Raw genomic sequence first — 26,071 nt, forward strand, 5'->3', positions numbered from 1 at the left:
AAACATCGGTTTCCGGGCGCCTTCGCGTTACGGCGCAGCATGCTCGCTGACCCACTCCACCAAAGGCCTCAGTACCTCCCAACGGGCAGCGATCTCATCTTTGGCAGCGGGAGTCGAAAGCCAGTCCGGTTGCCCAACCTCCACGCCTGCCGACAACGACTTGTGCTTGAGCAGCTCAGCGCGTGGATGGTCTTTGTCGAAACCCCGCGGAACGGTCTTGAGCTTCTCGCCCTCGATGGCAAACCCGGCCGTCGCGATCGAATCAACGATCCCCTGCAGCTCCAATCCACTGTCCGGAGCATCCACGGCAGCCCGGAAACGCGCCAGCTGCGCCGGCGTGTGGGAGTGGTAGCCCCCGCCGATCAGCAGGCCATCCGCGCTGATCTGGACGTAGTAGCCGACGCCCTCCTGGGTGGCAGCAAAGGCCCCCTGGGCAGTCTTGTACGGCGACTTGTCCTGGGAGAACCTGACATCCCGGTTGGGACGAAAGATCTTTGCTGGCCCGAACTGCGGCTCCAACTCTGAAAGGAGAGCTGTCAGCGGCTCCCTGACCTCGACGTCGTACGTTCTTTTATGCTCCAGCCACCATTCACGGTTGTTGTTTTCTTCAAGCTCGGCGTAAAAGCGGAATGCGGCAGTAGGGATGCCTTCGAATGTGCTCATGGAAGGATCCTAGGGACGTCACTACCGGCCCAGCCATAGCCAACGGAGGCTATGTGGAAAACAAAAAGATCACCCCGCCGCGGAGATCCGCAGCGGGGTGATCAGGAAATGCAGTAGAGCAAAGACGCTTAGAGCTTGTTGGCTGCTTCGGCGTCGGACTCGGTCTGGCCTGCACCAAGGTTGGCGCGGAGCTTGGCGCCGAGCTCGGAGTCAACGTTGGTCCAGTACTGGATTGCGCGTTCCTTGATGTCGGCGTTCTTCACGCCGCCAACGGCACCGGTGATGGTGTCCAGGAGACGGGCCTTGGCGGCGTCGTCGTAAACCTCGCGGTACAGGGTACCGGCCTGGCCGAAGTCGTCGTCCTCAGCGTGGAGGGTGTGGGCGGAGAGGGTGAGCTCGCCGTCATTCTCCCAGCCACCGGCCGGGGAAGTGGGCTCAACAGCAGCCGGGCCACCAACAGAGTTCGGTGCGTACACCGGGGTGGAGGGGGAGTTGAACAGGAAACGACCCTGGCCATCCTGGCTGTAGTTGTTGACCTGGTTCTTGGGCTGGTTCACCGGGATCTGTGCGTGGTTGGTGCCAACGCGGTAACGGTGTGCATCTGCGTAGGAGAAGATGCGGGCCTGCAGCATCTTGTCCGGGGAAGCGGCGATGCCCGGTACGAAGTTCGACGGCGCGAAGGTGGCCTGCTCGATCTGCGCGAAGTAGTTCTCCGGGTTCTTGTTCAGCTCCATGGTGCCCACGTGGATCAGCGGGTAGTCAGAGTGCGGCCACACCTTGGTGAGGTCGAACGGGTTGAAGCGGTACGTCTTGGCATCCTCGTAAGGCATGACCTGGACGTGCAGTTCCCAAGAGGGGAAGTTGCCGTCGGCGATGTTTTCCTGGAGGTCGCGGATGTAGAAATCTGCATCCGAGCCGGCCAGCTGCTCAGCCTGGTCGCCGGTGATGGTCTTGACGCCCTGGTTGGACTTGAAGTGGTACTTGACCCAGAAACGCTCGCCAGCGGCGTTGATCCACTGGTAGGTGTGCGAGCCGTAGCCCTGCATTTCACGCCAGGAAGCCGGGAGGCCACGGTCGCCCATGAGCCAGGTGACCTGGTGTGCGGACTCGGGGGAGAGGGTCCAGAAGTCCCACTGCATGTCAGCGTCACGCAGGTGGGTACCCGGGAGGCGCTTCTGGGAGTGGATGAAGTCCGGGAACTTGATGCCGTCGCGGATGAAGAAGACGGGGGTGTTGTTGCCAACGAGGTCGTAGTTGCCCTCGGAGGTGTAGAACTTCACGGCGAAACCGCGGGGATCGCGCCAAGTGTCAGGAGAACCGTTCTCGCCAGCGACGGAGGAGAAACGGATCAGCATGTCCGTCTCGGTACCCGGCTGGAGGAAAGCTGCCTTGGTGTAGGCCGAGACGTCCGAGGTGGTCTTGAACGTACCGAATGCGCCGCCACCCTTGGCGTGCACTACACGCTCCGGGACCCGCTCGCGGTTGAACTGTGCGAGCTTCTCCACCAGGTAGTGGTCGGTGAGGATGATGGCACCGTCAGCGCCGACGGACTTCGAGTGCGCGTCGGACGTAACGGGGGCACCTGACTGAGTTGTTGAAATGGCAGTCATTGTTCTCCTTTTTCTTATTTCTGAGTTACGGAAGTTACGGGAAGCTGTTGTTTGGACTGGCAGTCCTGGCAGATGCCTTGGTACAGGACATCGGCGATCTGGATGGTCATGGGCTTGGAATTCTCATCCCAGTGCGGAGTGAGGCACGGCGCGTGTCCCACGGCGCAATCCACGTCCTCCACCTTGCCGCAGCTGATGCAGACGGCATGGTGGTGGTTGTCACCCACCCGGGTTTCGTAGAGCGCCGGGGAGTGCGGTGGCTCAAAGCGGCGCAGCATCTGCAGGTCCGTGAGGTCGCTGAGCACTACGTAAACGGACTGCGCCGTCAGTTCAGGAAGCTCTTTGCGGGCAGCGGCAAGGATGCCTTCTGCCGGGGAGTGCGGATGGTGCTGGACTGCGGCGAGCACTGCCAGCCGCTGTTTGGTCACACGCCGGCCGTGGGCATGCAGGGCGGCGGCCCATTCTGCTTGCTCGGCTGTGTGATCTGTCATGCATTCATTGAAACACTTATTTTGAGGAGTTCACAATAAGGCAAGGCTAACTTCTGGTGAACGCATCAGTTCTTCCAAGGGATTTACTTCTTCGGCCGCCGATCGCCCCAGCGCATGGACCCGCAACGGGATGCCTGAGCCACCCGGTTCCAAGGCAAGGCAGCTGAATCCGCTGAGTCCGCCGGACAGGGGAAGCGCTGCCAGGGCCGCACCCATTGCCAGCAGCTCCGTTGGCAAGATGTCACTTATTGACGCCACTTCCCTGACCGGTTCGATCACCGTATGGCGGTGTCCGGCGTCAACCGTACGTACCAGCCGCCCGGCATCAGCAACAGGGCCGACGTCGGCACCCGGCCAGGACCCGGATCCCGCCTGCGCTTCGGGCAGGCCTCGCCGCAAAGCCTCACGGAGCGCGTCATCGGTGGCGTCGAGTTCGTGCTCCGGCTCCCCAACCCGACGGTGTGCGGGCAGGGAAAGCTGGCTCCCCGGCGTCGTGCTTTCTCCATCCCAGCGCCCGAAGAGGTGGAACGTGGGCGTTGATGATTCAGCAACCGGTTCTCCGATTGCCGTGCCCAGCGGGTGCCATTGGTGGGCAAACATGACGGCGGATCGGGTGACGCCTAAAACGTCATGAAGGGCAGCGCGGACCAGGTAATGGCAGAAAAGCCAGTCGGCGGCGGAGGCGTGGGCGAAGTCCGTGGAGGGATCCGAGAGCCTGATGAGGACATGCCCGGCGGTGAGTGGATGGCGAGGCCGGGCAATCTCCCAAAAGCCCGAACGGTACAGCAAGCGTCGCTCCATGCCCATGTCAACTCCTTCCCCCGCGTGAGCCTACCAATCAATCCATGGCGGATGGGAGGGCGGCGGGAGGCAACTGCCACGATCGTTAAGGTAGGACAGTGGCAAAACTACTGGCAGACATCACCCCCTTGAAGGAGAGCCCGGCTTTTCGGCGGCTTTGGATGGGCGCTTCGGTAGCTGCCATTGGCACCCAGCTGACCTTGGTGGCTGTCAGCCTGGAGGTCTACCGGCTGACCCAGGAGAGCTTCTACGTGGGACTCCTGGGCATCTTCGCACTGGTCCCGTTGGTGATCGCAGGACTCTACGGCGGGTCCATCTCGGACGCCTATGACCGCCGCAAAGTGGCCATCATCGCTTCCCTTGTCCTCTGGGCAACCACCGCGGGGCTCGCCTTGCAGGCATGGCTGGAGATCGGCAACATTTGGATCCTCTACGCACTGGTGGCCATCCAAAGTGGTGCGCAGGGCATCAACGGTCCCGCCCGAAGCGCCATTATTCCGTTGCTGGTCCGCAAAGACCTGCTCCCCGCAGCGAACGCCCTGAGCATGCTGACCTTCGGATTGTCCATGACCGCCGGACCGCTCCTGGCGGGCGTCCTCGTGGCAACCATTGGCTTCGGCTGGACCTACACCATCGATGTCATCAGCTTCACGTTTGCGCTCTGGGGGCTCTTCAAGCTGCCGCCGTTGCCGCCCTCCAAGGATGCGGTGCGGCCAGGGCTCCGGTCGGTGGTGGAAGGCTTCCGTTTCCTGGGCACCCGACCCAATGTCCGCATGACCTTCATCATCGACCTCATCGCCATGATCTGCGCCCAGCCCCGGGCTTTGATGCCTGCCATCGGGGCGGTCATGATCGGCGGCGGAGAAACCACGGTGGGTGTACTGCTTGCATCGACAGCTGTGGGCGCTTTCCTCGCCGGTCTCTTTTCCGGACCGCTGGGCCGGGTCCGCATGCAGGGCAGCGCCGTGGTGTGGTCCGTGGTTGGGTGGGGAGCCTCGATTGCCGGCTTTGGTTTGGTGGTCCTGCTGGCCGGGGACGCAGGACGCGATGGCGTCACGCCGTGGTTGATCCCGGCCGCCCTCTGCTGTGCCCTTGCGGGGATTTCCGACTCTGTCAGCGCCGTCTTCCGCACCACCATCCTCCAGTCGGCCACACCGGATCACTTGCGTGGACGGCTGCAAGGGGTGTTCATCGTGGTGGTGGCTGGCGGACCCAGGGTGGGGGACATGCTGGCCGGCGGTGTCACCCAGTTCCTCAGCGAAGGCGGCGTGCTGCTCATCGGCGGACTCCTCTGCATAGTCCTGGCGTGGCTAGCGACCCGCTTCCAGCCCGGGTTCGTTGCCTACGACGCGAAGCATCCGGTGCCCTGACCTGGCCGGGCGCCACCCAACGTAGGCTGAGAACGGAACACGACGACCGGCGTCGGCGTTAACCCGTAGGGAACCCCCGCAAGAGCCGACGAAAGTGACAAGAGAGACCGTGCATAAACACAACAATGGACTCAAGACCGCGGCGCTCTTCGGTGTGCTGTGGGCGGTGTTGTTGGGTTTGGGCGCCATCATCGCGGCGGGCACGCGCAGTACCACGCCCATCTGGATCATGGCGTTGATCGGCGTAGGCACCACTGCGTACGGGTACTGGAACAGCGACAAGATCGCCATCCGTTCCATGGCGGCCTACCCGGTCACCGAGGCGCAGGCACCGCAGCTGTACCAGATAGTCCGGGAGCTCTCCGTCCGGGCCAACAAGCCGATGCCGCGGATCTACCTCTCGCCCACCATGACGCCCAACGCCTTCGCCACTGGCCGCAACCCCAAGAACGCTGCCGTGTGCTGCACCGAGGGAATCCTGCACCTCCTCGACGCCCGCGAGCTCAGGGGTGTGCTGGGACATGAGCTGATGCACGTGTACAACCGCGACATCCTGACCTCATCCGTCGCAGCCGCCGTGGCCGGTGTCATCACGTCCGTGGGGCAGATGCTGCTGATCTTTGGCAGCGGGGACCGACGAAACGCCAATCCGCTGGCCACCATTGCCATGGCCCTGCTCGCGCCGTTCGCGGCTTCACTGATTCAGATGGCCATTTCCCGCACGCGGGAGTACGACGCCGATGAGGACGGTGCCGAGCTGACCGGAGACCCGTTGGCGCTCGCCTCAGCCCTGCGCAAGATCGAATCCGGCGTCAGCCAACTGCCCCTGCCGCAGGACCAGAAGCTCGTCAATGCCTCGCACCTGATGATCGCCAACCCGTTCCGTGGCGGAGGAATGCGGCGTATGTTCTCAACGCACCCGCCCATGAAGGAACGGATCAGCCGCTTGGAACGGATGGCCGGACGGCCACTTTCCTAGGTTCCCGTTGAACCAGGGCTAGGCGAACAGACCTTCTCCGATGAAGCCGCCGGCCCGGACGCCTGGAGGCACAGCAAAGAGCCCGGAGCCTGTGTGCTTCAGGTACTCCACGGAGAGAGTGTCGCTCTTGGCCAGGGCCAGCTGCATAGGGACGTAGTGGGTCCGCGGGTCCTTCACGAACGCGATGAAGAACAACCCGGCGTCCAAATGGCCCAGCCCGTCTGAGCCGTCCGTAAAGTTGTAGCCGCGCCGCAGCATCCTCACGCCGGCATTCTGGTCAGGGTGGGCCAGCCTCATGTGGGAATCCATGGGAATCAAGGGGTCCCCGGCCCGCCCCGCCAATGAGAAGTCGGGCGTGGTGAATTCATCCCCGCCTGACAGGGGAGCGCCCACGCCCTTGGTCCTGCCGATCAGGCCTTCCTGTTCCCGCAGCGACGTCCGGTCCCAGATCTCAATGTGCATCTGGATCCGGCGGGCCACCAGGTAGCTGCCGCCGGTCATCCACTGCTCGCTTGAACGGGCACCCGCGCCAACCCACACATGCTCGTCCAGCAGGGTGTTGTCCTCCACCTTGAGATTGTTGGTGCCGTCCTTGAAGCCAAAGAGGTTCCGGGGTGTCACTTGCGCGCGGGACGTGGAAGAAGTGCGTCCAAAGCCCAGTTGCGACCACCGAACCCGCACCTTGCCGAAACCGATCCTGGCAAGGTTGCGGATGGCATGGACGGCAACTTGGGGATCGTCCGCGCACGCCTGGATCACGATGTCGCCACCAGTACGCCCGGGTTGGAGGTCGTCGCCGGGAAAATGCGGGAGGTCGATCAAAGCCTCCGGACGCCGGCCATCCAGACCGAACCGGGCCTTGCCATCCTTTTCGAACAGCCCCGCACCAAAACCGAACGTCAGGGTCAGCTTCGCCGCGGGAAGGTCCAACGCCTCGCCGGTGTCTTCCGGAGGGGCATCGTACGGTCCGTCGACGGCGCCTGTCTTGCCCGTGGGGTTGCCGGTGGTCATGGCTTCAGCCGCGGCCGTCCAGTCCTTGAGGAGCTTGATGAGTTCCTTGCGGTCCTCAGTGGTGACATCGAAGGCCGCCATGTGCAGGCGGTCTTGGGCCGGGGTAGTGATACCGGCCTGGTGATCGCCGAAGAACGGCACCACGGCCTCGCCGGCACCGGTATCCGCAGCCGCGGCACCTGCCGTCAAAGCGTCATGCCCCAGGAATCCAGCGGCCAATCCAGCCACTGCTCCTGCGCCGCCCACTCCAGCCAGCGAGAGCAGGCCGCGACGCGACATCCGGGAACTTGCCGCAGCAGCGGACGCTGCCGAACCGCCGTCGGACGCTTCCCGGGAAGTTACGACGGCGGTCGACTCGCCGGAGTGCCCGACGCCGTTACTCTCACCTGGGCGGTTGGCGTCGGCGCTTTCGCCGGTGTGCCCGAAAGGGCAGCCGCTCACAGCACCACGGCTGCGGTGAGCTTGGAGAGGGGCTCACCCAGCGAATCGACCAAGGCCGCGAGCTGCTGGACCTGCTCCTGGCTCAGCTCGTTGTAGTAAACAAAGCCGTCGCCCTTGGCGTGCTTCTTGAGCTCGGTTTGCAGGGCCGTGAACTTCTCGTCCAAGGACTTGGCGAGCTCTGCGTCCTTCTGCTCCAGAGCCGGCCTCAAGTTCTCGAAAGCGATGCGGGCGCCGTCAACGTTGGCCTGGAAGTCCCAGAGATCGGTGTGGGACCAGATCTCTTCTTCGCCGGTGACCTTGCCGGTAGCAACCTCATCCAGGAGTTCCTTGGCGCCGTTGCCCAGCTTGTCCGGGGTCAGTTCCACCGTGCGGGTGCGGGTGACCAGGTCCTCGGTGTCCGCTACCAGTTGCGTGGAAATGGCGGTGCGCTCTGCAGGGGTCATGGCGGTGTACTCAGCCGGCGGGAAGAGGTCCTTCTCGGCGCGGTGCCAGCCGGTCCATTCCTGACCGGGCTCAAGGTCTGCCTCGCGGGCATCAAGCTTGGGGTCCAGGTCGCCGAAGGATTCAGCTACCGGTTCGATTCTCTCCCAGTGCATGCGGGTTGAAGCGTAGAGGTCGCGTGCCTTGGCTGCGTCACCGGAGGCGAAAGCCTCGGCGAAGGCCTTGGTGCCCACGATCAGCTGCTCGGTCTGGTCCTTGACGTAGGCGGCGTACTGCTGGGACCCGTTGTCCAGGAGCTTCTGGAAGTCGGCATCCACGCTGGGCTTGGTGCCGGATTCGGTGACCTCGAAGGAGGCACGGATACCCTCGCCCTGCATTCCGGGCTTGCACGCCGTGTTGTACTTGCCGGCTGGCGCCGTGACCACCAGGTTGCGGGTGATACCGGGGCCGATGTTCTCCACCTCGCCCAGGATCCGCAGACCGTCCTCGGCCAGCAGATAGAACTCGGTGACCTCCGTGCCCTCGTTCTTCACGGCAAAGGTGAGGTTGCCGCTGGGCGCGGTTCCCGTGGACACCTTGCACTCGTTGGCGGTGCTGCTGACCTGGATGGGCCCATCGGTGGCGCCCGTGGTCTTGGTGTTGTCTGTGCAGCCGGCAAGTACCAAGGGCACAGCTGCGGCCGCGCCGATCACGGCGAGCGTCCGGCGAAGTGTGGGTGATCCGAGCATGGGTGGGTCCTTTATGTTGGGGGTAAGCGCGCTGCCGGAGTGAGCAGGAAAGACTGGGGCTGTTTCAGGCCTGCGTTGCGACAGCCGGGGCTGCCGTGCTGGCGGCCTTGGGCGGCGACGAACGGTTGGCCCTGAGGTAGAGGAACAGGACCGGGACTACGTAGAGCACCCAGGCCGCCGCTTCCAGCCAGGTGGTGGCAGGGGAGAAGTTCAGGGTGCCTTTGAGCAGGGTCCCGTACCAGGACGACGGCGGGATGGCGGCCGAGACGTCGAAGGCCAGGTTGTTCAACCCGGGTAGGATGCCGGCTTCCTGGAGATCATGGATTCCATAGGCCAGGACGCCGCCGGCAATGATGATCAGGCCGACGCCGGTCCAGGTGAAGAAGCGGCCGAGGTTCACCTTCAGGACACCCCGATGCAGGAGGTACCCCAAGCCGGCTGCCGTGATCAGGCCCAGCAGTGCGCCGAGCAGGGGCAAAGTGGTTTCGCCGGTGGCCTGGGCTGCAGCCCAGATGAACAACGCTGTTTCGAGGCCTTCCCGGCCCACGGCCAGTGCCGCGACCACCACAAGGCCCCAGGCGGCGCCGTCGGCCGCTTTGTCTACCTGCGAGCGGAGTTCACCGCCGAGGCTGCGAGCGGTCCGGGCCATCCAGAAAACCATCCAGGTCACCAAGGCGACGGCCACGATGGACAAGCCACCGCCGATCGCTTCCTGGGCCTCGAACGTGAGTCCGCGGGGGCCGAAGGTCAGCAGCGCGCCGAAGCCAAGCGAAATGGCAATGGCGAGGCCCACGCCCATCCACACCCGGGAGATCAGATGCCGCCTGCCTGTCTTGATGAGGTAGGCCATCAGGAGCACCACGATCAGTGATGCCTCAAGGCCTTCACGCAGGCCGATCAGGTAATTGGCGGTCATGGATTTTCTTTCGCTAAGGGGAGCCGTACTTAGGCTCACCTAAGGATGAAGAATACTGTGACTTGACTATTACGCAAAGAAATCATGCGCTAATGCGCCAACTCATTACGACAGTCGGTGTATTTTTGGGCAGCAAAAAGCCGGTGTGCAGGCCCCTGGCTGGGCTGCACCCCGGCTTTTCGGACGGTGCTGGGACTAGCTGCGGAAGTTCACAAACTGGAGATCGGCTTCTTCGAACTTCTTGAGGATGTTCATGGTCTCCTGAAGGTCGTCACGGGACTTGGAGGTCACTCGGAGTTCGTCGCCCTGGATCTGGGACTTGACGGACTTGGGGGCTTCATCGCGGATGATCTTGTTGATCTTCTTGGCGATGTCCTGGGCAATGCCTTCCTTGATGGTGCACTCCAAGCGGAATTCCTTGCCCGAGGGGAAGGGCTCGCCCTGGTCCAGGGACTTCAGCGAGATGCCGCGCTTGATCAGCTTGGACTGGAAAACATCCAGGACAGCAAGGACGCGGTCCTCGGAGTTGGCCTTCATGAGGATCTTTTCGCCGCTGAAGTCGATCTCCGCGCCAACGCCCTTGAAGTCGTATCGCTGTGCGATTTCCTTCTGGGACTGGTTGAGCGCATTGGCGACCTCTTGCTTGTCTACCTTGCTGACGACGTCGAATGTGGATTCGCCTGCCATGACTCTCCTTAGGTTGGGGGCCCTGTGAGGGCGGGTTGGTCTGGCATCCAGCCTAGTACGGAAGGCGAGGCTTGGGGCCGTGGAGTCCTTTCACAGTTCGCTCACAGCACATGCAGGGTTGGAACTGAGGCTGCAGGTTGAGAGTTGTACCAGTTGTAAGAACGCATCGTCGGAGGATCAGCATGAGCAGCAAGGCCGTCCAGTCCATCAGCAAATCCGCTTCTGCAGCAGCAGGCTCCATTGGTACGGCAGCGGTTGCTGCAGCGAGTGCAGTAGCGGCCGCAGCTGTGGCAGCCTCGATCGTCCTGAGCCCGGTCCCTGATGCCACTTCGCGCATGGATGGAGTGCATGCTGATCTGCTGCGGGCTGTCCAGCTGAACCAGATCACTCCCGAGCAAGCCGAAAAGTTCGAAGCGAAACTGGCTGGCCGGATCCTCGGGGAAGCCTGAAATACCGCGAAATCCGGGGTGTTGATCCTCGATTAGATTCTTCGCGGAAAGTTCTGTAAGGTTGTCTCTGCCTTCGGTTACCGGATCGAAAGAAATGGTCTCCGGAAGTGATCTTCTTTTGAAGTTCGGCAGATTACCCGAGCGGCCAAAGGGGGCTGACTGTAAATCAGCTGGCAACGCCTACGGGGGTTCGAATCCCTCATCTGCCACCCAAAGAAAATCCCCGGAACCACTGGTTCCGGGGATTTTTTGTGTGTCCAGCGAGTTTCCGGCGCCGGGTCCTGCCGGAGGATCCCGCAGTTGTTCGCCCGTGCGCGGCGCGGGAATCGAACGAGCCTGGGTCCAGCCGTGCCGCCACCACCCACTTTGATCGCACTTACCCGGCGAATCGCCGCAATCCAGGGCGTGTCATGCCATCTGGGCTCTCAATGTAGGTGGTGACGGTACGGGATCGAGCGGGACGCCGAGCCTAGACTTCACGCTCCCGCCCGAATTCCGTGGTTTGCCTGACCGTCGTGGCTTCCCGGAGCTCGGCGATCTCCATCCTCAGGGCCGCGATCTCGGTCACCAGGTCAGCCATTTCTGCCCGAACGGGTTCTTCGGCTGCGGCGGCTTTCACTTCGGCTGCCGCTGCCACACCCTCAGCGTTCTCCTCAATCCGTTGAACCAGCCAGGAAGCGATGGATGCTGTGACAATACCGAGCACCGCGATGCCGCTCATCATGAGGGCCGCGGCCACGATCCTCCCGATGGGAGTCACGGGATACAGGTCTCCGTAGCCAACGGTGGTGATGGTGGTGACGGCCCACCAGGCGGCGTCGCCGAAATTGACGATCTTGGCGCCGGGGTCATTCTGTTCGACATCCAGGACGGCCAGTGCGCCGATGAGGATGAGCATCGCGGCTGCACCTGCCACGTAGGTGGCAACCCGCCCGCGCAGGGTTTCGCCTACGGTGCGCTGAAGAACGGACAGCAAAGTGACCAGGCGCAGCAGCCGCAGGGGCCGGAAGAAGGGGAGTATCACGATCAGGAGTTCGTGCAGGTTCCAGAGGAACCACCGCATCCTGTCTTCGGCGAGCCAGAGGTTGACGAAGTAGTCCAGCGCGAAGATGCCCCACGTAATCCAGAGGACAATCTCGAATGGCACCGCATCGGCGCCGTTCACCCGGCCGATGACCTGCCATGCATAGGCAGTGAGGAAAATCAGTGCCGTGGCCATGAGGGGCCATTCCACCAGGTCCCGGTATCGCGCTTGAGTCATACGGGAATACTAGCCACCTGGGACTCCTGCGCCCGGGATGAACCCCATCAGGCGGCGGGCGTCTCCAGCCAGTACCCATCCAGGTGGTGGATCAGTTGGCGGCCCAGGCCACCTTTGAGCTGGATCCACAGCGTGCTGCGGTCATTCGTCATGCCATCGATGGTTCCCTCGATGCGGTTGCCGCGGGCGTCCTGGAGGACCACGTTCTGGTGGCGGGAGAGTTCCGGCCAAACGTCGCCTTGCGGCCTGGTGGTCTGAAGCGTGCTCAAAGGGGTCCCCCTTGTGTATTCCGTGAAGATGAGTTTCAGATATTGTGCACGGCTTTGATGAACCAGCGGTAAACGTTAGTGCAATCGTTGGACATAAACAGGAGCTGTGCCGTGGGTCCAGTCCGCAACGGGGTCGCCGTCTTTCCCTGAAAGTTACCGGCGGGTAACATGTCTGGCATGCACCTGCTTCTTCGTACCCTCATGCTGCTGTTCACTTCATCCAAGCGGTCGCCGCTGGGTGTCTGGGAAGAATCCTCACTGCCATTGAAGGTGCTCCCCACGGATATCGACATCGCAATGCATGTCAACAACGGCATGTATTTCTCGCTGATGGATCTTGGCCGTTTCGATCTCATGGTCCGTAGCGGCATCTGGAACAAGATGCGTAAGAAAGGGTGGAGTCCGGTTGCTGCCGGCGAAACCATCGCCTTTCGCAAGTCCCTCCAGCTCTGGCAGCGCTACACCATCGAAACCCGCATCATCGGCCTGGACACCAAGGCCATCTACTTTGAACAGCGGATGGTGGTGAAAGGCGAAATATACGCCCGCGCTCACATTGCCACACGCTTGGTGACCAAGGGCAGGCCGGTCACGCAGGAAGAAATCATCGCCGAGTTCGGAGCACCTCCCGCAGATCTGGAACTGCCCGAATGGATCCATGAATGGCGTGAAAACAATGCACTGCCCGGAGCACGCCGGCCCGCCCCGCACGTCTGGAGCTAAACGCCCACATCACGACGTTGCAGTGCCACCGCACCCAGCGCGATAAGGGCCGCAGAGATACCCAGCAGACCTGCCACTGTTCCCCAATCAGCACCGTTTGTCACCGGGGAGTTGCCATACGCCCAGTGATAGGGCGAGAGGCTCAGCAGCCACTCGACGTCCGGGCTCTGTCTCCCCACGGCGTTGAACACATACCCGAGGACAGCGACAGCGGCGCCTGCCGCGATCCCGTAAATCTTCCGTCCGGTCAACGCCCCGGCGCAGAGTGCTGCCGTTCCGCTCAGCAGCGCCAGCGCCGCGAACAGCACCACCGCACCGAAGAGATGCCCGACGTCGATCCCCAGTTGCGATGGCCCGTTCAGTCCCAGCACCAACAGGAAGACGAGAACGGAAAGGAACGCGATCCGAACCAGGACGGCGAGGGAGCGTTCCAGCACCACCTGTACGCGGGTCACACTATGAGCGAGAGTCAGCTCCAGCAACCCCGTTTCTTCGTCTCCTCCCACCGCCGCCGCGCCCCAGCCAATGGATGCCATGGACATCAGCAGAAAGCCAATCAGGCCGAACATGGTGGCCTGGGTGTAGCCGGGGCCTGACGCGATCTGATCGTAATTCAGGGCTTTGGTCATTTCGGCGGGAAGCGCGTTGATCAGATCCTGCATCTGCGCGCTGCCGCCGATCGAGGGGTAGAGCGGCAGGTAGAGCATGCAGGCCGCCGTCAGGCCCAACGCCCAGGCAAGCGTGGAGCGCCAGGAGTCGGTCAGGGCCTTGGTGAAGAGGGGCAGGATCCTAGGCACGGTGGGCTCCTTCTGCACGAGGGGGAGAGGAGCCCGCGTTGATCGAGGCACCAGTGGAACCGGTCGAACCGGCATCGCCCGTGTCAGCAGCGGGTTTGTTCTCAGGGCCTCCCGTGTACAAGGTCAGCACGGCCTCTTCCAGGTCAGGTTCCTCCAGGACCAGGTCCGTCAAGCTAAGACGGGCCAGCTCCTGGACCAGGGGCTGGACGTGGCCCGAAAGTGTCGCGGTCGCCTCCACCGCTCCGGCAGCGTGGCCATCGGCAGGCAGCTCCCTCACCGCTACGTTTCCGACGCCAGGCACCCGGGCCAGCAGCGCCCCGACGTCGTGCGCTTCCGTTCCTGTGCTGGTGAAGCGAAGCTGCCGCACCGCAGCAGTCCTGAGCGCCTCCACCGTGGACACGGTGACGATTTCTCCGTCGCGGAGGATCGCAACTGCGTCGGCGGCCTGCTGTACTTCGCTCAGGACGTGCGAGCTCAGGAATACGGTAGTGCCACTGTCCACGGCCTCGCGGACCATTGCGTGGAAGACCTGTTGAACCAGGGGGTCAAGGCCGCTGGTTGGTTCGTCCAGCACCAGGAGTTCGGGTTGGTGCATGAAGGCCTGCAGCAAACCCAGCTTCTGTTTGTTGCCCTTGGAGAGTTTCCGGGTTTGGCGGTCCAGGTCCAGGTTCAGGCGATCAGCGAGGTCGTTGACGTAGCCGGGCTCCACAGTGCCGCTGATCGCCTCGAAGTGCTCCAGCATACGGCGACCCGTAGTGCGGTGCTCCAGGTGCAGCTCACCGGGAAGATAGCCGATCCTTCGGCGGAGCGCCGTGCCTGCCCGCCGCGGGTCCTGTCCGAGAACTGAAATGGACCCCGCGCTGGGCCGGATAATGTCCAGCAGGCAGCGCATGGTGGTGGTCTTGCCCGCACCGTTTGGTCCAATGACGCCGAACACCGTGCCGCGCTCCACAGCGAAATCAAGTCCGTGCAGCACCTCCCGGTGTCCGAACCTCTTGCGCAACCCCTCGACGACGATTGCCTGGGTCACGGGGCATGCTCCCTTCCGTGGGTGGTGGTGTTTTGCTGCAGTGCGTCGCGGGCCGCATCCAGGAACCGCGAATCCGTGTAGAAACCGTGCGTGTAGATCTCCAAAGCCGGCAACGTGAGCTGGCGCAGAAGTTCGGGCCCGATTCCGAGCGGTTCAGGTGTGGGAACCCCCAGCGTCCGCGAGAGGTGCCTGCCCAGCATCAGGATCGAAAGACTGTTGGAAGCGATCACGACGGCGGTGGACCGGATGTCGTCGAACGTTCGGATGGCGCCGGTCGCGATCCCGTCTTGGATGATGTCTTGCGTCTGTTTGACCACGGCGTCGAAGAAGGCATCGCCGGCCTCTGATTCATCGCCCAGGGATCGGCGGATGTAGGCGATCTCGTCGGAATATTGGTCTGGATGATTCAGGTAGTCCTGGATCAGCTGGCGGGCGGAACCGGGGTTGGTTTTTTCGCGGCCTTGTGTGGCTGTCTGGGCGAGGACGTGCTGGTCACAGGCCTCGCGGAGTCCTGTTTTACTGCCGAAATGGTGGATGACCAGGCCCGGACTGACACCTGCGGCTGAAGCGACTGCGCGGACCGTGGCACGGGAGAATCCGTCGCGGCCGAACAGTCCGATGGCGGCATCGCGGATGCGGGCCCGGGTGGTCAAATCCTCTGCGCTTGAACGCATGTTTCAAACACTAAACACCTGTTCAATGCCGATCAAGTGGCTGGGTCATAACGATGTGACACCATTGGCCGCGTCGCCGGTGTTCGGACCGTTGGCGTCGAAGATACTTGCCTCATTGTTTTTGATGGGGAGCGGTAAGTTGGGGGTTAACGAAGTGGGTCTTGGCAAGACGGCGGCGGGACGCTGGTTCCTAAGCTCGATGGCAATTGCGCTGTTGGTTCCCGCGGCTTTGGGCGCAGCGTTCCCGGCCAAAGCCGTTTCTGGCCCGCCGGCGTTCCCCGCGACGGTTCGGGCTTCAACGCCGCCCCTCACGGGGGCCATCGGCCATCTCTACAACACCAGCGCATGGGCGAGAAGCGTGCTGCTTGGACCGACGAGCACCGAGGAGTGCTCCAGCACGGGTTGCGTACAGCGGTTCGCCGGCGGCGACATCGCGTGGTCGGCGCGTACCGGAGCGCGCGTGGTTGTCAACGGACCTGTCCGCACATCCTGGTGGGGTGCCGACGGCCCGGCCGGCTTCCACGGCTATCCCACAAGCGATACGGCAAGCGGGCTCCGCAGTGGCGGCTCCAAGCAGTCGTTTGAACGCGGGTCAATCATCTATTCGCCGGCCACAGGCGCCCAGCGGACCAGCGGATCCATCCATCTGGCCTGGGGCCGTGCCGGATTTGAGGCCGGTTTCCTCGGCTACCCAGCCACCGGGGAGAGCTCTGGACTGCGCGACGGCGGCGCCTGGCAGGCCTTCGAACGAGGCTTTGTGGTGTGGTCACCGGGCACTGGTGCCCATCCATCGATGGGGGCCATCCGTGAACGCTGGCGGCGAGCCGGCATGGAAGAAGGCGAGCTGGGTTACCCCGCCACGGATGAAGCCCTGGGCCTGAAGAATGGCGGCTCATCCCAGCAGTACCAGCGCGGAACCATCATCTGGTCACCAGCCACCGGCGCACGGGCCCTGACAGGAGCCATCCGCAGTTACTGGTCGGCGACAGGTGGCCAAAACGGTGCCCTGGGGTATCCGGTGGGAGAGGAAGTCCGCCAAAACAACTTCGTCTACCAGCTGTTCCAAGGCGGCACTGTCTACTGGTCCGCGGCAACAGGGGCGCACTCCACCACTCACGGCGACGTCCATAACCGATACGTATCGCTGGGCGGAGCCGCCGGACAATTGGGCCTGCCCCTCACGGATAAGCTTCCGCGGGCGGGTGGACTTGTGCAGCAGTTCGCCAACGGCTGGTTGGTCTGGGGGCCGGCCACCGGAACCCGGATTGTTGGCCACCCAACGTACAAGGTCTGGTCCAATAATCCGGGCGAGTTCGGTTGGCCCGTGCGCGACACCTGGTCTGATAGCAGGGGCACGCATGTGGCCTTCCAGAAGTTGGAAACCATCTGGAACGACGCGACAGAGGAGCTCTACTCCGCTGAAGCCGTGGATGCGTCCACGGTGGTCTTCCTTGGCGACTCGCAGCTGGACATGGACTCATGGGGCGAGCAAGGTGCCCGCGCTGCCGGATACCCGCGCCAAGTGGTCCGCAGCATCGGCGGAATCGGCTACGTTTCGGGAAGCCCAGCAGTCGGGGGAGGCTCCGCAACGGATGCTGTTGCACAGGACCGGATCCTCTTGCCGCAAGGTAACCCCGGATTGGTAGTGGTCACCCTGGGCGGCAACGACGCCAGGATCGGCGCAACGGACGCAGCCATCCTGTCGCAGGCCAACCGGTTGTGGGACGAACTGCGCCGCAAATACCCCCGCAGCACGATCCTCATCAACGGAGTGCTGTCCCGGTACGACGCCAACCATGCCCAACGGCGTTGGGTTGACGGGCTAGTGACCCGCGAAGCAGCACTTCGTGGCTGGCCACGCATCTCGATGGCCGGCACCGCAACCATCGCCGGAGCCACAGGCAACTACCTCGATGACGCCCACATGAACCAGACCGGGCACAACAAGGTGGCGCCTCTCTACGCGTCCGCGATTAAGTACGTCCTGGGCAAGTAGCTGTTTATTCCCGGTAACGCGGGAAGCGAACAGGCCACCCCTCCGCGGGACTTAGCAGGCAGGGTCGCGTACCGTGGAAGCATGGCTACAGTTGACATCACTGGAGAACAGTTCGCATCGACCATCGAGGACAACGATATTGTCCTGGTGGATTTCTGGGCTGCCTGGTGCAGCCCGTGCCGCCAGTTCGCCCCCACCTACGGGGCAGCCTCGGAGAAGCACACCGACGTCGTTTTCGCGAAGGTGGACACCGAAGCCGAGCAGCAACTCGCCGCCGAAGCCGGGATCACGTCCATTCCCACGCTCATGGCCTTCCGCGAAAAGGTCCTCGTTTTCTCACAGCCGGGCGCCCTCAACGGCCCGCAGCTTGAGCAGGTCATCGAGGCCGTGAAGGGACTGGATATGGAAGAGGTCCACGCCCACGTTGCCAAGGCCCGAGCCGAGGCCCAGGAAAACTAGACCACACCGGCTGCTTGAAACTCCAAGTCGCCGGAACGCATCGAGGTCGCCGGAAAATTCCGGCGACCTCGATGCGTTTAAGGCGTTCTTGCAGTCTTGCGGCGATTTCGCAGAGCCGAAAGCGGAGAGAGACTAGAGCCGTTCAAGCTTGACGGGCTCGGCAAGCAGGGCGCTGAGGGACTCGTTCAGGTCCTGGACTGCGATGCCCTTGGAGTGCTTCTCGAGAAGTTCCTCGGACTCCCAACGCTCCGTGAGGACGAGCTTCTCTTCGGTGGCTTCAGTCAGCTCGTAGCGGATGCAGCCGGGCTCGTTGACCACCTCATCGATCGCGATTTCCAAAGCGAGCTTCACGCGGAAGAACTCGCCTTCGTTGGGGATGAACGTGGCCTGCAGGTCAATGGGTTCACTCATGGCTTCAACCCTACCGGCAGGACACGGCACCGCTGGAGGTGGTTACGGTTCTGTTGCGCACCGTCCCTTGGTAGCGTTCCGTCATGTTGTCCTACACTGCCGGAGACACTGATGTCCCGCTGCTCGAAGAGACCATTGGCGCCCATTTTGAGCGCATCGCCGCCCAGTTCCCCCTGCGGGATGCGTTGATAGAAGCGGCTGCCACTCCTGGCGGCGATGCCCGCCGCTGGAGCTACGGGAAACTGAACGACGACGTCGATCGCGTCGCCCGTGCATTGCTCGCCTTGGGCGTGGAAAAGGGCGAGCGGATCGGCATTTGGAGTCCGAACTGCGCCGAGTGGACCATCCTGCAATACGCCACAGCCAAGATCGGTGCGGTGCTCGTGAACGTGAACCCGGCCTACCGGAGTCACGAGCTGGAGTTCGTGGTGAAACAGAACGGCATGCGGATGCTGGTGACGGCGCCCTCGGATAAGAACAGCGACTACGTTGGTATGGCCCGGGATGCCGCCCGCAGCTGTCCAGATCTCCGGGAGATCGTCTTCCTTCCGGGGGCGCCGGAACAGGGACTCACCGGGGGCGTCCCGGAAGCCAACCACGAACTCACCTACGGGGAACTCCTGACCCGGGCGGACGGCGTCGGGCCTTCAGCGCTACGGGACCGCATGGCCGAACTTGACCCTCATGACCCCATCAACCTGCAATACACCTCGGGAACCACGGGCTTCCCGAAGGGTGCCACACTGACACACCACAACATCCTGAACAACGGGAACTCGATCGGACGGCTCCTTAAGTACACCGAGCACGACCGCGTGGTGATTCCCGTGCCTTTTTATCACTGCTTCGGCATGGTGATCGGCAATCTGAATGCGCTGAGCTTCGGAGCGGCCACCATCATTCCAGGCCGCGGCTTCAACCCCTCGGCCGCGTTGGAAGCGGTGCAGGACTTCGGAGGAACGTCGCTGTACGGCGTACCCACCATGTTCATCGCAGAGTTGGCGCTGGAGGATTTCGGGTCCTACGACCTTTCGACGCTGCGGACCGGAGTCATGGCCGGTTCCCTGTGTCCCATTGAAGTGATGCGCCGTGTCATCGAGGAGATGCACATGGTGGATGTGGCTATTTGCTATGGCATGACCGAGACGTCGCCCGTGTCCACCATGACACGTGCCGGGGACACTCTGGAGCAGCGGACCAGCACGGTGGGCCGGACCATGCCGCACCTGGAGAGCAGGATCGTGGACCCCGGGTCAGGGGAAGTCGTGGAGCGGGGCGTGATCGGCGAGCTCTGCACCCGTGGCTACGCAGTAATGCAAGGCTATTGGGGCCAGCCGGACAAGACGGCAGAAGCGATCGACGCTGAGGGCTGGATGCACACCGGCGACCTGGCCCGCATGGACCAGGACGGCTACTTGGTGATCGAGGGCCGGATCAAGGACATGGTGATCCGGGGAGGGGAGAACATCTACCCTCGCGAGATTGAGGAGTTCCTGTATCTGCACCCGTCCATCCAGGATGTCCAGGTGATTGGCGTTCCGGACGAAAAATACGGTGAAGAACTGATGGCGTGCATCATCCTCAAACCCGGTGCAGAGCCGCTGACCGCCGTGGACGTGGCCGAATACTGCCGCGGGAAGCTGGCCCACTACAAGATTCCCCGCTATGTGGACGTCCGCGAGAGCTTCCCCATGACGGTCTCGGGCAAGGTTCGGAAGGTGGACATGAGGCAGGAAGCGGTGTCCCGCCTGCACTTGCAGTAGAAGGGCGGCTGGTTAGTTGGTGTTCCGGCTGATGGTCCGGATTCCAACGACAAGTCCGACGGCGGCAGTCACCACAGCGGCAACCAGCCCCCAGAACGTGTCCATGCCAATGGTCCCGGAGAAGAGTTCGCGTTCGGCGTTAACGAGGTAGGTCAAGGGGTTGAAGAGACTGGCCACCTTCATCCACCCGGGGCCCGCCTCGATGGGTAGCATGATCCCGGACAGGATCATGAGCGGGAACAGCAGGGTTTGCTGCACACCCCAGAAGATCCACTCCTTGTTCTGAGAGACCAAGGCCAGCGCGTAAGACAGGGCGCCCAAGCCGATGCCGAAGATGCCAAGGATGACCAACCCCAGCAATACGTGCAACGGGTGGAACACAAAGCCGAACGGGATGCACACTACGGAAATCAACAGCCCCTGGACCACCAGGGGAGCCCACTCCTTCAGTGCCCGGCCGATCATGAGCGAGGACCGGGACAGCGGGGTGGCAAGAATCCGCTCATAGGAACCCGTCATGAGCTCGTACTGCAGGTTGGAACCGGTCATCGACGTGCCGAACAGTGCGATCATCACCACCACGCCAGGCAGGAACCACTGCAAAGTTGACTGGCCGCCGAAGGCCGGGGCACCCACCGCAGAGCCCAGCAAAGGCCCGAACAGGCCGAGAAAAACCAGCGGTTGGATGAGGGAGAAAATCAGCGAGAACGGGTCCCTCAGGGGCAGCAGCATCTCCCGCCAGAACACGAACCAGGTGTCCGTCACGATGCTTCCGGCACCTCGTTTTTGCACGGCAACTCCTGGCGCCACGGCTTGTTCAATCATCAGACTTCAGCTCCTTCCCGCAGGCTGCGGCCAGTGAGTTCCAGGAATACGTCGTCCAGCGTTGGGGGTTTCAATTCCAGCGACTGGGCGGGGGCGCCGGCGTCGTGCATGTCCTTCAACAACCCGGGCGCCAGCCGGGAACCGTGAGCCAGCCGAAGACGGAAGCGGACCACGCCGTCGTATGCGTTTTCCTGGATGTCGCCTTCGGCGGCTGCCCGGCCCAACAGGCCGCGCACCTCGGACGCGGATCCCGCCGCAACCTCAACGGCCAGCAAATCACCGGCGAGGTTGGCTTTGAGCCGGGACGCGGTGTCGTCCGCGATGATGGTGCCGTGGTCGATCACGATCACGCGCTCGGACATGGAGTCGGCCTCGTCCATGTAATGCGTGGTGAGCACTATGGTGGTCCCGTGTTCCTCGCGCATCCTCATGATGTGCTCCCAGAGGTTGGCGCGGTTCTGCGGATCCATGCCGGTGGACGGTTCATCCAGGAACAGCAGGCCAGGGGAGTGCATCAAACCGAGGGCCACGTCCATGCGCCGGCGTTGCCCGCCCGATAGCTTGATGACCGTGCGCTTGGCGAGGTCGGCCAGGTCCAGGGACGCCATAAGTGTCTCGGCGCGTGCTTTGGCGTCGGTGGTGTTCATTCCGTAAAAGCGGCCCTGCATGATGAGTTCGTCGATCACCCGATAGCTATGGCCGCCCCCATTGCCTTGCCCGATGTATCCGATCCGGGCACGCACGCCTGCGGGGTCTTTGGCGACGTCCACCCCCGCGACGGTGGCTGAGCCGGACGTGGGTTTCAGCAGTGTGGTGAGCATCCGCAACGTCGTGGACTTGCCCGCACCGTTCGGCCCAAGGAAGGCGACCAGTTCTCCCGGCCCGACGTCAATGTCCACGCCCTTGACGGCCTCTACGGTTTCCTTTTTCGCGGTGAACGTCTTGGTGAGTTTCCTGGTGTGGATCACGGTGGCTCCAAGGAGGGCTGGTGATGGCTCGTAGACGTCACGCTATACCCGTGCCTTCGGCCAGTCCACGGCTTTGCGGACAGCTCCCGTCCGCAATAAAAAGTCAGTGCCGGCGATGATCCTGAACAGTCATTCGTGGGCCGAACGTGGGTTTCCGGAAGCCGCTCAGGTACAGCATCCTCACCAGCCGCTGCCTCTGCCCGCGCCACGGCTCGAGGAGTTGGAGCATGCCGGCGTCGTCGGTCTTTTGACCGGTCAAGGCATAGCCCACGTACGAAGCCAAATGGTAGTCGCCCACGGAAATCGAGTCCGGGCAGCCGTGGGTCCGCTGGACAACTTCGGCAGCTGTCCAGATGCCGATTCCAGGAATGGTCTGCAGCTTGGCACCGGCCTGGGCTGAGTCCACCCCGGCCAGCCGTTCAAGAGCGACGGCGGACTGCAGCGCCCGCATGACCGTTGCCGAGCGCTGTGGTCCAACCCCGGCCTTGTGCCATTCCCAGGACGGAATGGCCAGCCACTGCCTGGCGGTGGGAGGAACGAGGAGCCCAGCAGGGGCCCTGCCCGGCCCTGGCGTTCCGTAGCGGTACATCAGATACCGGTAGCCGCGCCTTGCCTCCAAAGTGGTGACCTTTTGCTCCAAAATGGTGGGCACCAGTGAATCAACCACCCGCCCGGTGGAAGGCAGCCGCACGGCCAGGTTCCGGCGTCGTGCTTCTGTGACACGGCGCGGGAGCGTGGCATGGAAAGCGGGCTCGTCGAAGGCCGACCAATCGTCGTCGGCGCCCAACAACCTTGGGACTCCGGCGACGGCGTCCTCCGCCCCAGGCCCCCAGGCTTGGGCGTCCACAAACGAATCCGGGCCCAAACCGCCTGCGGAAAGCCTCACGGTGACAGGCCCGGCCGGGGATGTGAAAGCCATCCAGTAACCGCTGGAGTGCGCCGCGAAGGACGGGTCCGCGTTGCCCCGCATGAGCGGAAACATGGTCTGGTCCAGGCGGAAAGAGCATCCCGGATGCCATCGAACGGCCGCATCTGCCGCGGCCGCAACAAGTGGCGGGGCGTCTGCGATGGTCATGTTTTTATCGTCCCACGCCCGGCTGACAATCAGTTCAATGAACCCCTTACGGCGGCAGTCGGCCGAGGCTAGACTCCCTGATGTGGCGTGGGTGGGCCGCGCCATAAACCAGGAAAATATCCAGGAACAAGGAGCACGAGCCATGGCCGCAATAGTGCATTTCGAGATTCCAACGGACGATAAAGAGCGGGCCAACACCTTCTACGAGAGTGCCTTCGGCTGGAACCTGAGCCCCATGCAGGGGATGGACTACACCATCGCCATCACCGCCCCCTCCGACGAACAGACAGGGACTCCCAAGGAACCGGGGGCCATCAACGGTGCACTGTTCCCGCGGACGGACAACCTCAAGACTCCCATTATCACCATTGATGTGGACGACATCGATGCCGCACTGGGGCAGGTGGAATCGGCCGGGGGCAGCGTGATCCAAGCCAAAGACGCAATACCCACCATGGGCTGGTACGCCTACTTCAAGGACACCGAGGGGAATGTCCTGGGTGTGTGGCAGACCGATACCTCCGCGGGAACCTAGCGGGGACGAAGCAAGCCCCAAGGCGGGCAGGCGGTAACTTTGTACCTATGAAGTACGCCCAGTCCGTGTTGGACCTCATCGGCAATACGCCGCTCATCAAGCTCAACCACGTAACGGACGGGATCAAAGCCACCGTTCTGGTGAAGCTCGAATACGTCAATCCCGGCGGATCCATCAAGGACAGGATCGCCGTGAAGATGATCGAGGATGCGGAAAAGGACGGTCGGCTCAAGCCGGGCGGAACCATCGTTGAGCCGACGTCGGGCAACACTGGAGTGGGATTGGCGCTGGTGGCCCAGCAAAAGGGCTACAAGTGCGTCTTCGTAGTTCCGGACAAAGTGGGCGAGGACAAGCGCGCCGTCCTGAAGGCATACGGTGCCGAGGTAGTGGTCACACCCACGTCTGTGGCTCCGGACAGCCCGCAAAGCTACTACGGCGTTTCCGACCGCCTCGTCAGCGAGATCCCGGGCGCGTTCAAACCGGACCAGTTCTCAAACCCCGCCGCCCCCGGCAGCCACTACGAGTCCACGGGCCCGGAAATCTGGAAGGACACCGACGGCCGGGTCACGCACGTGGTCATCGGCGCCGGAACAGGCGGCACCATTACGGGCACCGGCCGCTTCCTCAAGGAAGTTTCCGCGGACCGTGCGGAGTCCGACGGCGGCCGGGTCAAGATCATCGGTGCGGACCCGGAAGGTTCGGTCTACTCAGGCGGAAGCGGCCGGCCCTACTTCGTGGAGGGCGTGGGTGAGGACATGTGGCCCGACAACTACGATCCTTCCGTGCCTGACGACGTTATCGCCGTGTCCGATGCCGACTCCTTCTCCATGACCCGACGCCTTGCCCGGGAAGAGGGCCTCCTGGTGGGCGGCTCGTCCGGCATGGCTGTTGTTGCTGCCCTGCAGGCGGCCAAGGACCTGGACGAGTCCGCTGTGATGGTGGTGATCCTCCCGGATTCCGGTCGCGGCTACCTGGCCAAGATCTTCAATGACCAGTGGATGCGCTCCTACGGCTTCCTCTCCGGCGGCGAAGAGTCTTCGGTGGGCGAGGTCCTCAAGTCCAAGACGGGGGAGATGCCGGACCTGGTCCACATCCACCCGAACGAGTCTGTCCGTGACGTCATCAACATCATGAACGAATTCGGCGTCTCCCACATCCCGGTGCTCTCCCAGGAGCCGCCGGTCGTGATGGGCGAGGTCGTGGGTGCCGTGGACGAGCGTAGCCTCACCAGCAAGCTGTTCCGCGGCGAAGCGAAGCTGATGGACAAAATCTCCGAACACATGGGCGAGCGGCTGCCCGTAATCGGCTCACTGGAAACCATTTCCGCCGCGCGCGAGCTGCTGTCCGACGTCGATACCGTCATGGTGACCTTCGCCGGCGCCCCCGTGGGCATCCTGACGCGCCACGACCTTCTGGCATACCTGAGCAACTAGGCGCCCTGCGCCCCATTCAAGCCGGCGCCCGATCCAGCCGGCGCCCGATCCAACCGTTGACCGATCCCACTTTGAATGAACCAAGAGGAGCATCCATGTCTGCCACCCACAACGCCGGGTTCAACACACGTGCCGTCCACGCCGGACAGGCCTTCGAACCGCGGACCGGCGCTGTGGTGCCTCCGCTGCACTTCAGCTCCACGTACGCCCAGGACGGCATCGGCAACCTGCGTTCCGGTTACGAGTACGGACGTGGCGGCAACCCGACGCGCGACGCCCTCCAGGAGCAACTTGCCGCCCTTGAGGGTGGCACGGCAGCGTTCTCCTTCGGCTCAGGCCTCGCTGCCGAAGACTCGCTCATCCGCGCAATCGCCCGCCCCGGGGACCACATTGTCCTGGGCAACGACGCCTATGGTGGCACCTACCGCCTCATCAACCGTGTTCTGGGTGATTGGGGCATCGGCAACACTCCTGTGGACATGTCCGATCTCGACGCCGTGGCTGCCGCGGTGGCTGCGAACAAGACCCGCATTGTGTGGGTCGAAACACCGTCCAACCCGATGATGAAGATCACGGACATCGCGGCACTCGCCGCTGTGGCGCACGACGCCGGTGCCCTCCTCGTCGTTGACAACACCTTCGCTTCTCCCTACTTGCAGACCCCGCTGGCCTTGGGTGCCGACGTTGTGGTCCACTCCACCACCAAGTACATCGGCGGACACTCCGACGTTGTGGGTGGCGCCATTGTGGTGAAGGACGCTGAGCTCGCGGAGAAGATCGGCTTCATCCAGTTCGCGGTCGGCGCGGTTTCCGGTCCCATGGATGCTTTCCTCACCACCCGCGGACTGAAGACACTCGGCGTTCGCATGGACCGTCACAGCGACAACGGCCAGGCAGTGGCTGAATGGCTGCTGCAGCGTCCCGAGGTGGAAGCAGTGCTCTACCCGGGCCTCCCTGACCACCCGGGCCACGAGCTCGCTGCCAAGCAAATGAAGAAGTTCGGCGGCATGGTGTCCGTGCAGTTCAAGGGCGGCGAGGCCGCAGCGCGCACGGTTGCAGAGTCCACCTCGGTCTTCACCCTGGCGGAATCCCTGGGCGGCATTGAATCCCTCATGAACTACCCGTCCGAGATGACCCACGCTTCCGTGAAGGGCACCGAGCTGGCTGTCCCGGTGAACCTCCTGCGCCTGTCCTGCGGTATCGAGGAAGCTGAAGACCTGATCGCCGACCTTGAGCAGGCCTTCGCGAAGATCAGCAACGGCTAA

Annotated in this window: 27 protein-coding genes and 1 tRNA gene; 11 read left to right on the plus strand and 17 right to left on the minus strand. The window is 63.1% G+C overall.

Annotation, left to right across the window (positions count from 1 at the left end):
- Window positions 1-27: 27 nt before the first annotated feature.
- From N7568_RS07765 to N7568_RS07780, 4 genes are all read right to left on the minus strand, one after another.
- Window positions 28-663 carry a DUF2461 domain-containing protein gene (locus tag N7568_RS07765; RefSeq protein ID WP_261609312.1) on the minus strand — a complete coding sequence of 212 codons (636 nt, stop codon included), beginning with the start codon at window positions 661-663 and terminating at the stop codon, window positions 28-30.
- Between the two features lie 128 nt (window positions 664-791).
- A complete protein-coding gene (locus N7568_RS07770; RefSeq protein ID WP_261609313.1) occupies window positions 792-2,273 on the minus strand; it encodes a catalase in 1,482 nt (493 codons plus the stop codon).
- 14 nt (window positions 2,274-2,287) lie between these two features.
- A complete protein-coding gene (locus N7568_RS07775) occupies window positions 2,288-2,764 on the minus strand; it encodes a Fur family transcriptional regulator (protein WP_017199873.1) in 477 nt (158 codons plus the stop codon).
- Between the two features lie 30 nt (window positions 2,765-2,794).
- Window positions 2,795-3,571 (minus strand): hypothetical protein, encoded by a 777-nt coding sequence (locus tag N7568_RS07780; RefSeq protein WP_261609314.1) that lies wholly within the window; start codon window positions 3,569-3,571, stop codon window positions 2,795-2,797.
- Window positions 3,572-3,663: 92 nt separating this feature from the next.
- Here N7568_RS07780 and N7568_RS07785 point away from each other — a divergent pair, with 92 nt between their 5' ends.
- Both N7568_RS07785 and htpX read left to right on the plus strand, forming a co-directional pair.
- A complete protein-coding gene (locus N7568_RS07785) occupies window positions 3,664-4,935 on the plus strand; it encodes an MFS transporter (protein ID WP_261609315.1) in 1,272 nt (423 codons plus the stop codon).
- 109 nt (window positions 4,936-5,044) lie between these two features.
- On the plus strand, window positions 5,045-5,914 hold the full coding sequence (gene htpX, locus N7568_RS07790) for a zinc metalloprotease HtpX (protein WP_090819055.1): 870 nt from the start codon (window positions 5,045-5,047) through the stop codon (window positions 5,912-5,914).
- A gap of 18 nt (window positions 5,915-5,932) precedes the next feature.
- Here htpX and efeB read toward each other — a convergent pair whose 3' ends face one another.
- The 4 genes from efeB to N7568_RS07810 form a co-directional block, all read right to left on the minus strand.
- Window positions 5,933-7,366, minus strand: a complete 1,434-nt coding sequence (gene efeB / locus N7568_RS07795) for an iron uptake transporter deferrochelatase/peroxidase subunit (protein ID WP_261609316.1) — start codon at window positions 7,364-7,366, stop codon at window positions 5,933-5,935.
- On the minus strand, window positions 7,363-8,535 hold the full coding sequence (efeO, locus tag N7568_RS07800; RefSeq protein WP_261609317.1) for an iron uptake system protein EfeO: 1,173 nt from the start codon (window positions 8,533-8,535) through the stop codon (window positions 7,363-7,365). Before efeO ends, efeB begins: the two co-directional genes overlap by 4 nt.
- Window positions 8,536-8,599: 64 nt before the next feature.
- Window positions 8,600-9,451 (minus strand): iron uptake transporter permease EfeU, encoded by an 852-nt coding sequence (gene efeU / locus N7568_RS07805; protein WP_261609318.1) that lies wholly within the window; start codon window positions 9,449-9,451, stop codon window positions 8,600-8,602.
- A 195-nt stretch (window positions 9,452-9,646) separates the two neighbouring features.
- Entirely contained in the window at window positions 9,647-10,138 is a 492-nt protein-coding gene (locus tag N7568_RS07810) for a YajQ family cyclic di-GMP-binding protein (protein ID WP_017200185.1), read from the minus strand.
- 182 nt (window positions 10,139-10,320) lie between these two features.
- Between N7568_RS07810 and N7568_RS07815 the strand changes: the two genes are divergently transcribed.
- Together N7568_RS07815 and N7568_RS07820 are read left to right on the plus strand one after the other, a co-directional pair.
- Window positions 10,321-10,587 carry a hypothetical protein gene (locus tag N7568_RS07815; RefSeq protein WP_211712039.1) on the plus strand — a complete coding sequence of 89 codons (267 nt, stop codon included), beginning with the start codon at window positions 10,321-10,323 and terminating at the stop codon, window positions 10,585-10,587.
- Between the two features lie 127 nt (window positions 10,588-10,714).
- Window positions 10,715-10,796: transfer RNA gene (locus N7568_RS07820), tRNA-Tyr, on the plus strand.
- A gap of 260 nt (window positions 10,797-11,056) precedes the next feature.
- Here N7568_RS07820 and N7568_RS07825 read toward each other — a convergent pair.
- Together N7568_RS07825 and N7568_RS07830 are read right to left on the minus strand one after the other, a co-directional pair.
- A complete protein-coding gene (locus N7568_RS07825; protein WP_231340720.1) occupies window positions 11,057-11,848 on the minus strand; it encodes a potassium channel family protein in 792 nt (263 codons plus the stop codon).
- Between the two features lie 47 nt (window positions 11,849-11,895).
- The gene (locus tag N7568_RS07830) at window positions 11,896-12,117 is read right to left on the minus strand and encodes a hypothetical protein (RefSeq protein ID WP_253468770.1); all 222 of its coding nucleotides are present in this window, start codon (window positions 12,115-12,117) and stop codon (window positions 11,896-11,898) included.
- Window positions 12,118-12,294: 177 nt separating this feature from the next.
- On the opposite strand from N7568_RS07830, the gene N7568_RS07835 reads away from it, so the two are divergent.
- Entirely contained in the window at window positions 12,295-12,840 is a 546-nt protein-coding gene (locus N7568_RS07835) for an acyl-CoA thioesterase (RefSeq protein ID WP_261609319.1), read from the plus strand.
- On the opposite strand, the gene N7568_RS07840 is transcribed toward N7568_RS07835, so the two are convergent.
- Genes N7568_RS07840 through N7568_RS07850 form a run of 3 tightly spaced genes read right to left on the minus strand, consistent with a single transcriptional unit; the run spans window position 12,837 to window position 15,341 of the window.
- The gene (locus N7568_RS07840) at window positions 12,837-13,637 is read right to left on the minus strand and encodes an ABC transporter permease (protein WP_261609320.1); all 801 of its coding nucleotides are present in this window, start codon (window positions 13,635-13,637) and stop codon (window positions 12,837-12,839) included. The genes N7568_RS07835 and N7568_RS07840 overlap by 4 nt on opposite strands.
- Window positions 13,630-14,667, minus strand: a complete 1,038-nt coding sequence (locus tag N7568_RS07845) for an ABC transporter ATP-binding protein (protein WP_261609321.1) — start codon at window positions 14,665-14,667, stop codon at window positions 13,630-13,632. Before N7568_RS07845 ends, N7568_RS07840 begins: the two co-directional genes overlap by 8 nt.
- Window positions 14,664-15,341, minus strand: coding sequence for a TetR/AcrR family transcriptional regulator (locus N7568_RS07850; protein ID WP_261609322.1), 678 nt, complete (start codon window positions 15,339-15,341; stop codon window positions 14,664-14,666). Before N7568_RS07850 ends, N7568_RS07845 begins: the two co-directional genes overlap by 4 nt.
- A gap of 139 nt (window positions 15,342-15,480) precedes the next feature.
- Here N7568_RS07850 and N7568_RS07855 point away from each other — a divergent pair, with 139 nt between their 5' ends.
- Window positions 15,481-17,337: a GDSL-type esterase/lipase family protein gene (locus tag N7568_RS07855; protein WP_261609323.1), complete on the plus strand. Its 1,857-nt coding sequence runs from the start codon at window positions 15,481-15,483 to the stop codon at window positions 17,335-17,337.
- A gap of 81 nt (window positions 17,338-17,418) precedes the next feature.
- Window positions 17,419-17,796 carry a thioredoxin family protein gene (locus N7568_RS07860; protein ID WP_011775683.1) on the plus strand — a complete coding sequence of 126 codons (378 nt, stop codon included), beginning with the start codon at window positions 17,419-17,421 and terminating at the stop codon, window positions 17,794-17,796.
- 132 nt (window positions 17,797-17,928) lie between these two features.
- Here the strand turns inward: N7568_RS07860 and N7568_RS07865 are convergent, their stop codons facing one another.
- On the minus strand, window positions 17,929-18,207 hold the full coding sequence (locus tag N7568_RS07865; protein WP_024817673.1) for a putative quinol monooxygenase: 279 nt from the start codon (window positions 18,205-18,207) through the stop codon (window positions 17,929-17,931).
- Between the two features lie 83 nt (window positions 18,208-18,290).
- Between N7568_RS07865 and N7568_RS07870 the strand changes: the two genes are divergently transcribed.
- On the plus strand, window positions 18,291-19,970 hold the full coding sequence (locus tag N7568_RS07870; RefSeq protein WP_261609324.1) for an AMP-binding protein: 1,680 nt from the start codon (window positions 18,291-18,293) through the stop codon (window positions 19,968-19,970).
- Window positions 19,971-19,982: 12 nt separating this feature from the next.
- Here the strand turns inward: N7568_RS07870 and N7568_RS07875 are convergent, their stop codons facing one another.
- The 3 genes from N7568_RS07875 to N7568_RS07885 form a co-directional block, all read right to left on the minus strand.
- Window positions 19,983-20,795, minus strand: coding sequence for an ABC transporter permease (locus tag N7568_RS07875; protein ID WP_261609325.1), 813 nt, complete (start codon window positions 20,793-20,795; stop codon window positions 19,983-19,985).
- Window positions 20,795-21,763, minus strand: a complete 969-nt coding sequence (locus N7568_RS07880; RefSeq protein WP_261609326.1) for an ATP-binding cassette domain-containing protein — start codon at window positions 21,761-21,763, stop codon at window positions 20,795-20,797. The genes N7568_RS07875 and N7568_RS07880 overlap by 1 nt, the downstream gene beginning before the upstream one ends.
- A 103-nt stretch (window positions 21,764-21,866) precedes the next feature.
- The gene (locus tag N7568_RS07885; RefSeq protein WP_261609327.1) at window positions 21,867-22,838 is read right to left on the minus strand and encodes a DNA-3-methyladenine glycosylase family protein; all 972 of its coding nucleotides are present in this window, start codon (window positions 22,836-22,838) and stop codon (window positions 21,867-21,869) included.
- A gap of 142 nt (window positions 22,839-22,980) precedes the next feature.
- Between N7568_RS07885 and N7568_RS07890 the strand changes: the two genes are divergently transcribed.
- The 3 genes from N7568_RS07890 to N7568_RS07900 all read left to right on the plus strand — a co-directional run bounded on the left by N7568_RS07890 (window position 22,981) and on the right by N7568_RS07900 (window position 26,071).
- Window positions 22,981-23,373 (plus strand): VOC family protein, encoded by a 393-nt coding sequence (locus tag N7568_RS07890; protein WP_261609328.1) that lies wholly within the window; start codon window positions 22,981-22,983, stop codon window positions 23,371-23,373.
- Between the two features lie 47 nt (window positions 23,374-23,420).
- A complete protein-coding gene (locus tag N7568_RS07895; RefSeq protein ID WP_261609329.1) occupies window positions 23,421-24,806 on the plus strand; it encodes a cystathionine beta-synthase in 1,386 nt (461 codons plus the stop codon).
- A 95-nt stretch (window positions 24,807-24,901) separates the two neighbouring features.
- Window positions 24,902-26,071 carry a cystathionine gamma-synthase gene (locus N7568_RS07900; protein WP_261609330.1) on the plus strand — a complete coding sequence of 390 codons (1,170 nt, stop codon included), beginning with the start codon at window positions 24,902-24,904 and terminating at the stop codon, window positions 26,069-26,071.

It is taken from the genome of Paenarthrobacter aurescens, from assembly GCF_025421775.1.
In the GTDB taxonomy this organism is placed as follows: domain Bacteria; phylum Actinomycetota; class Actinomycetes; order Actinomycetales; family Micrococcaceae; genus Arthrobacter; species Arthrobacter aurescens_B.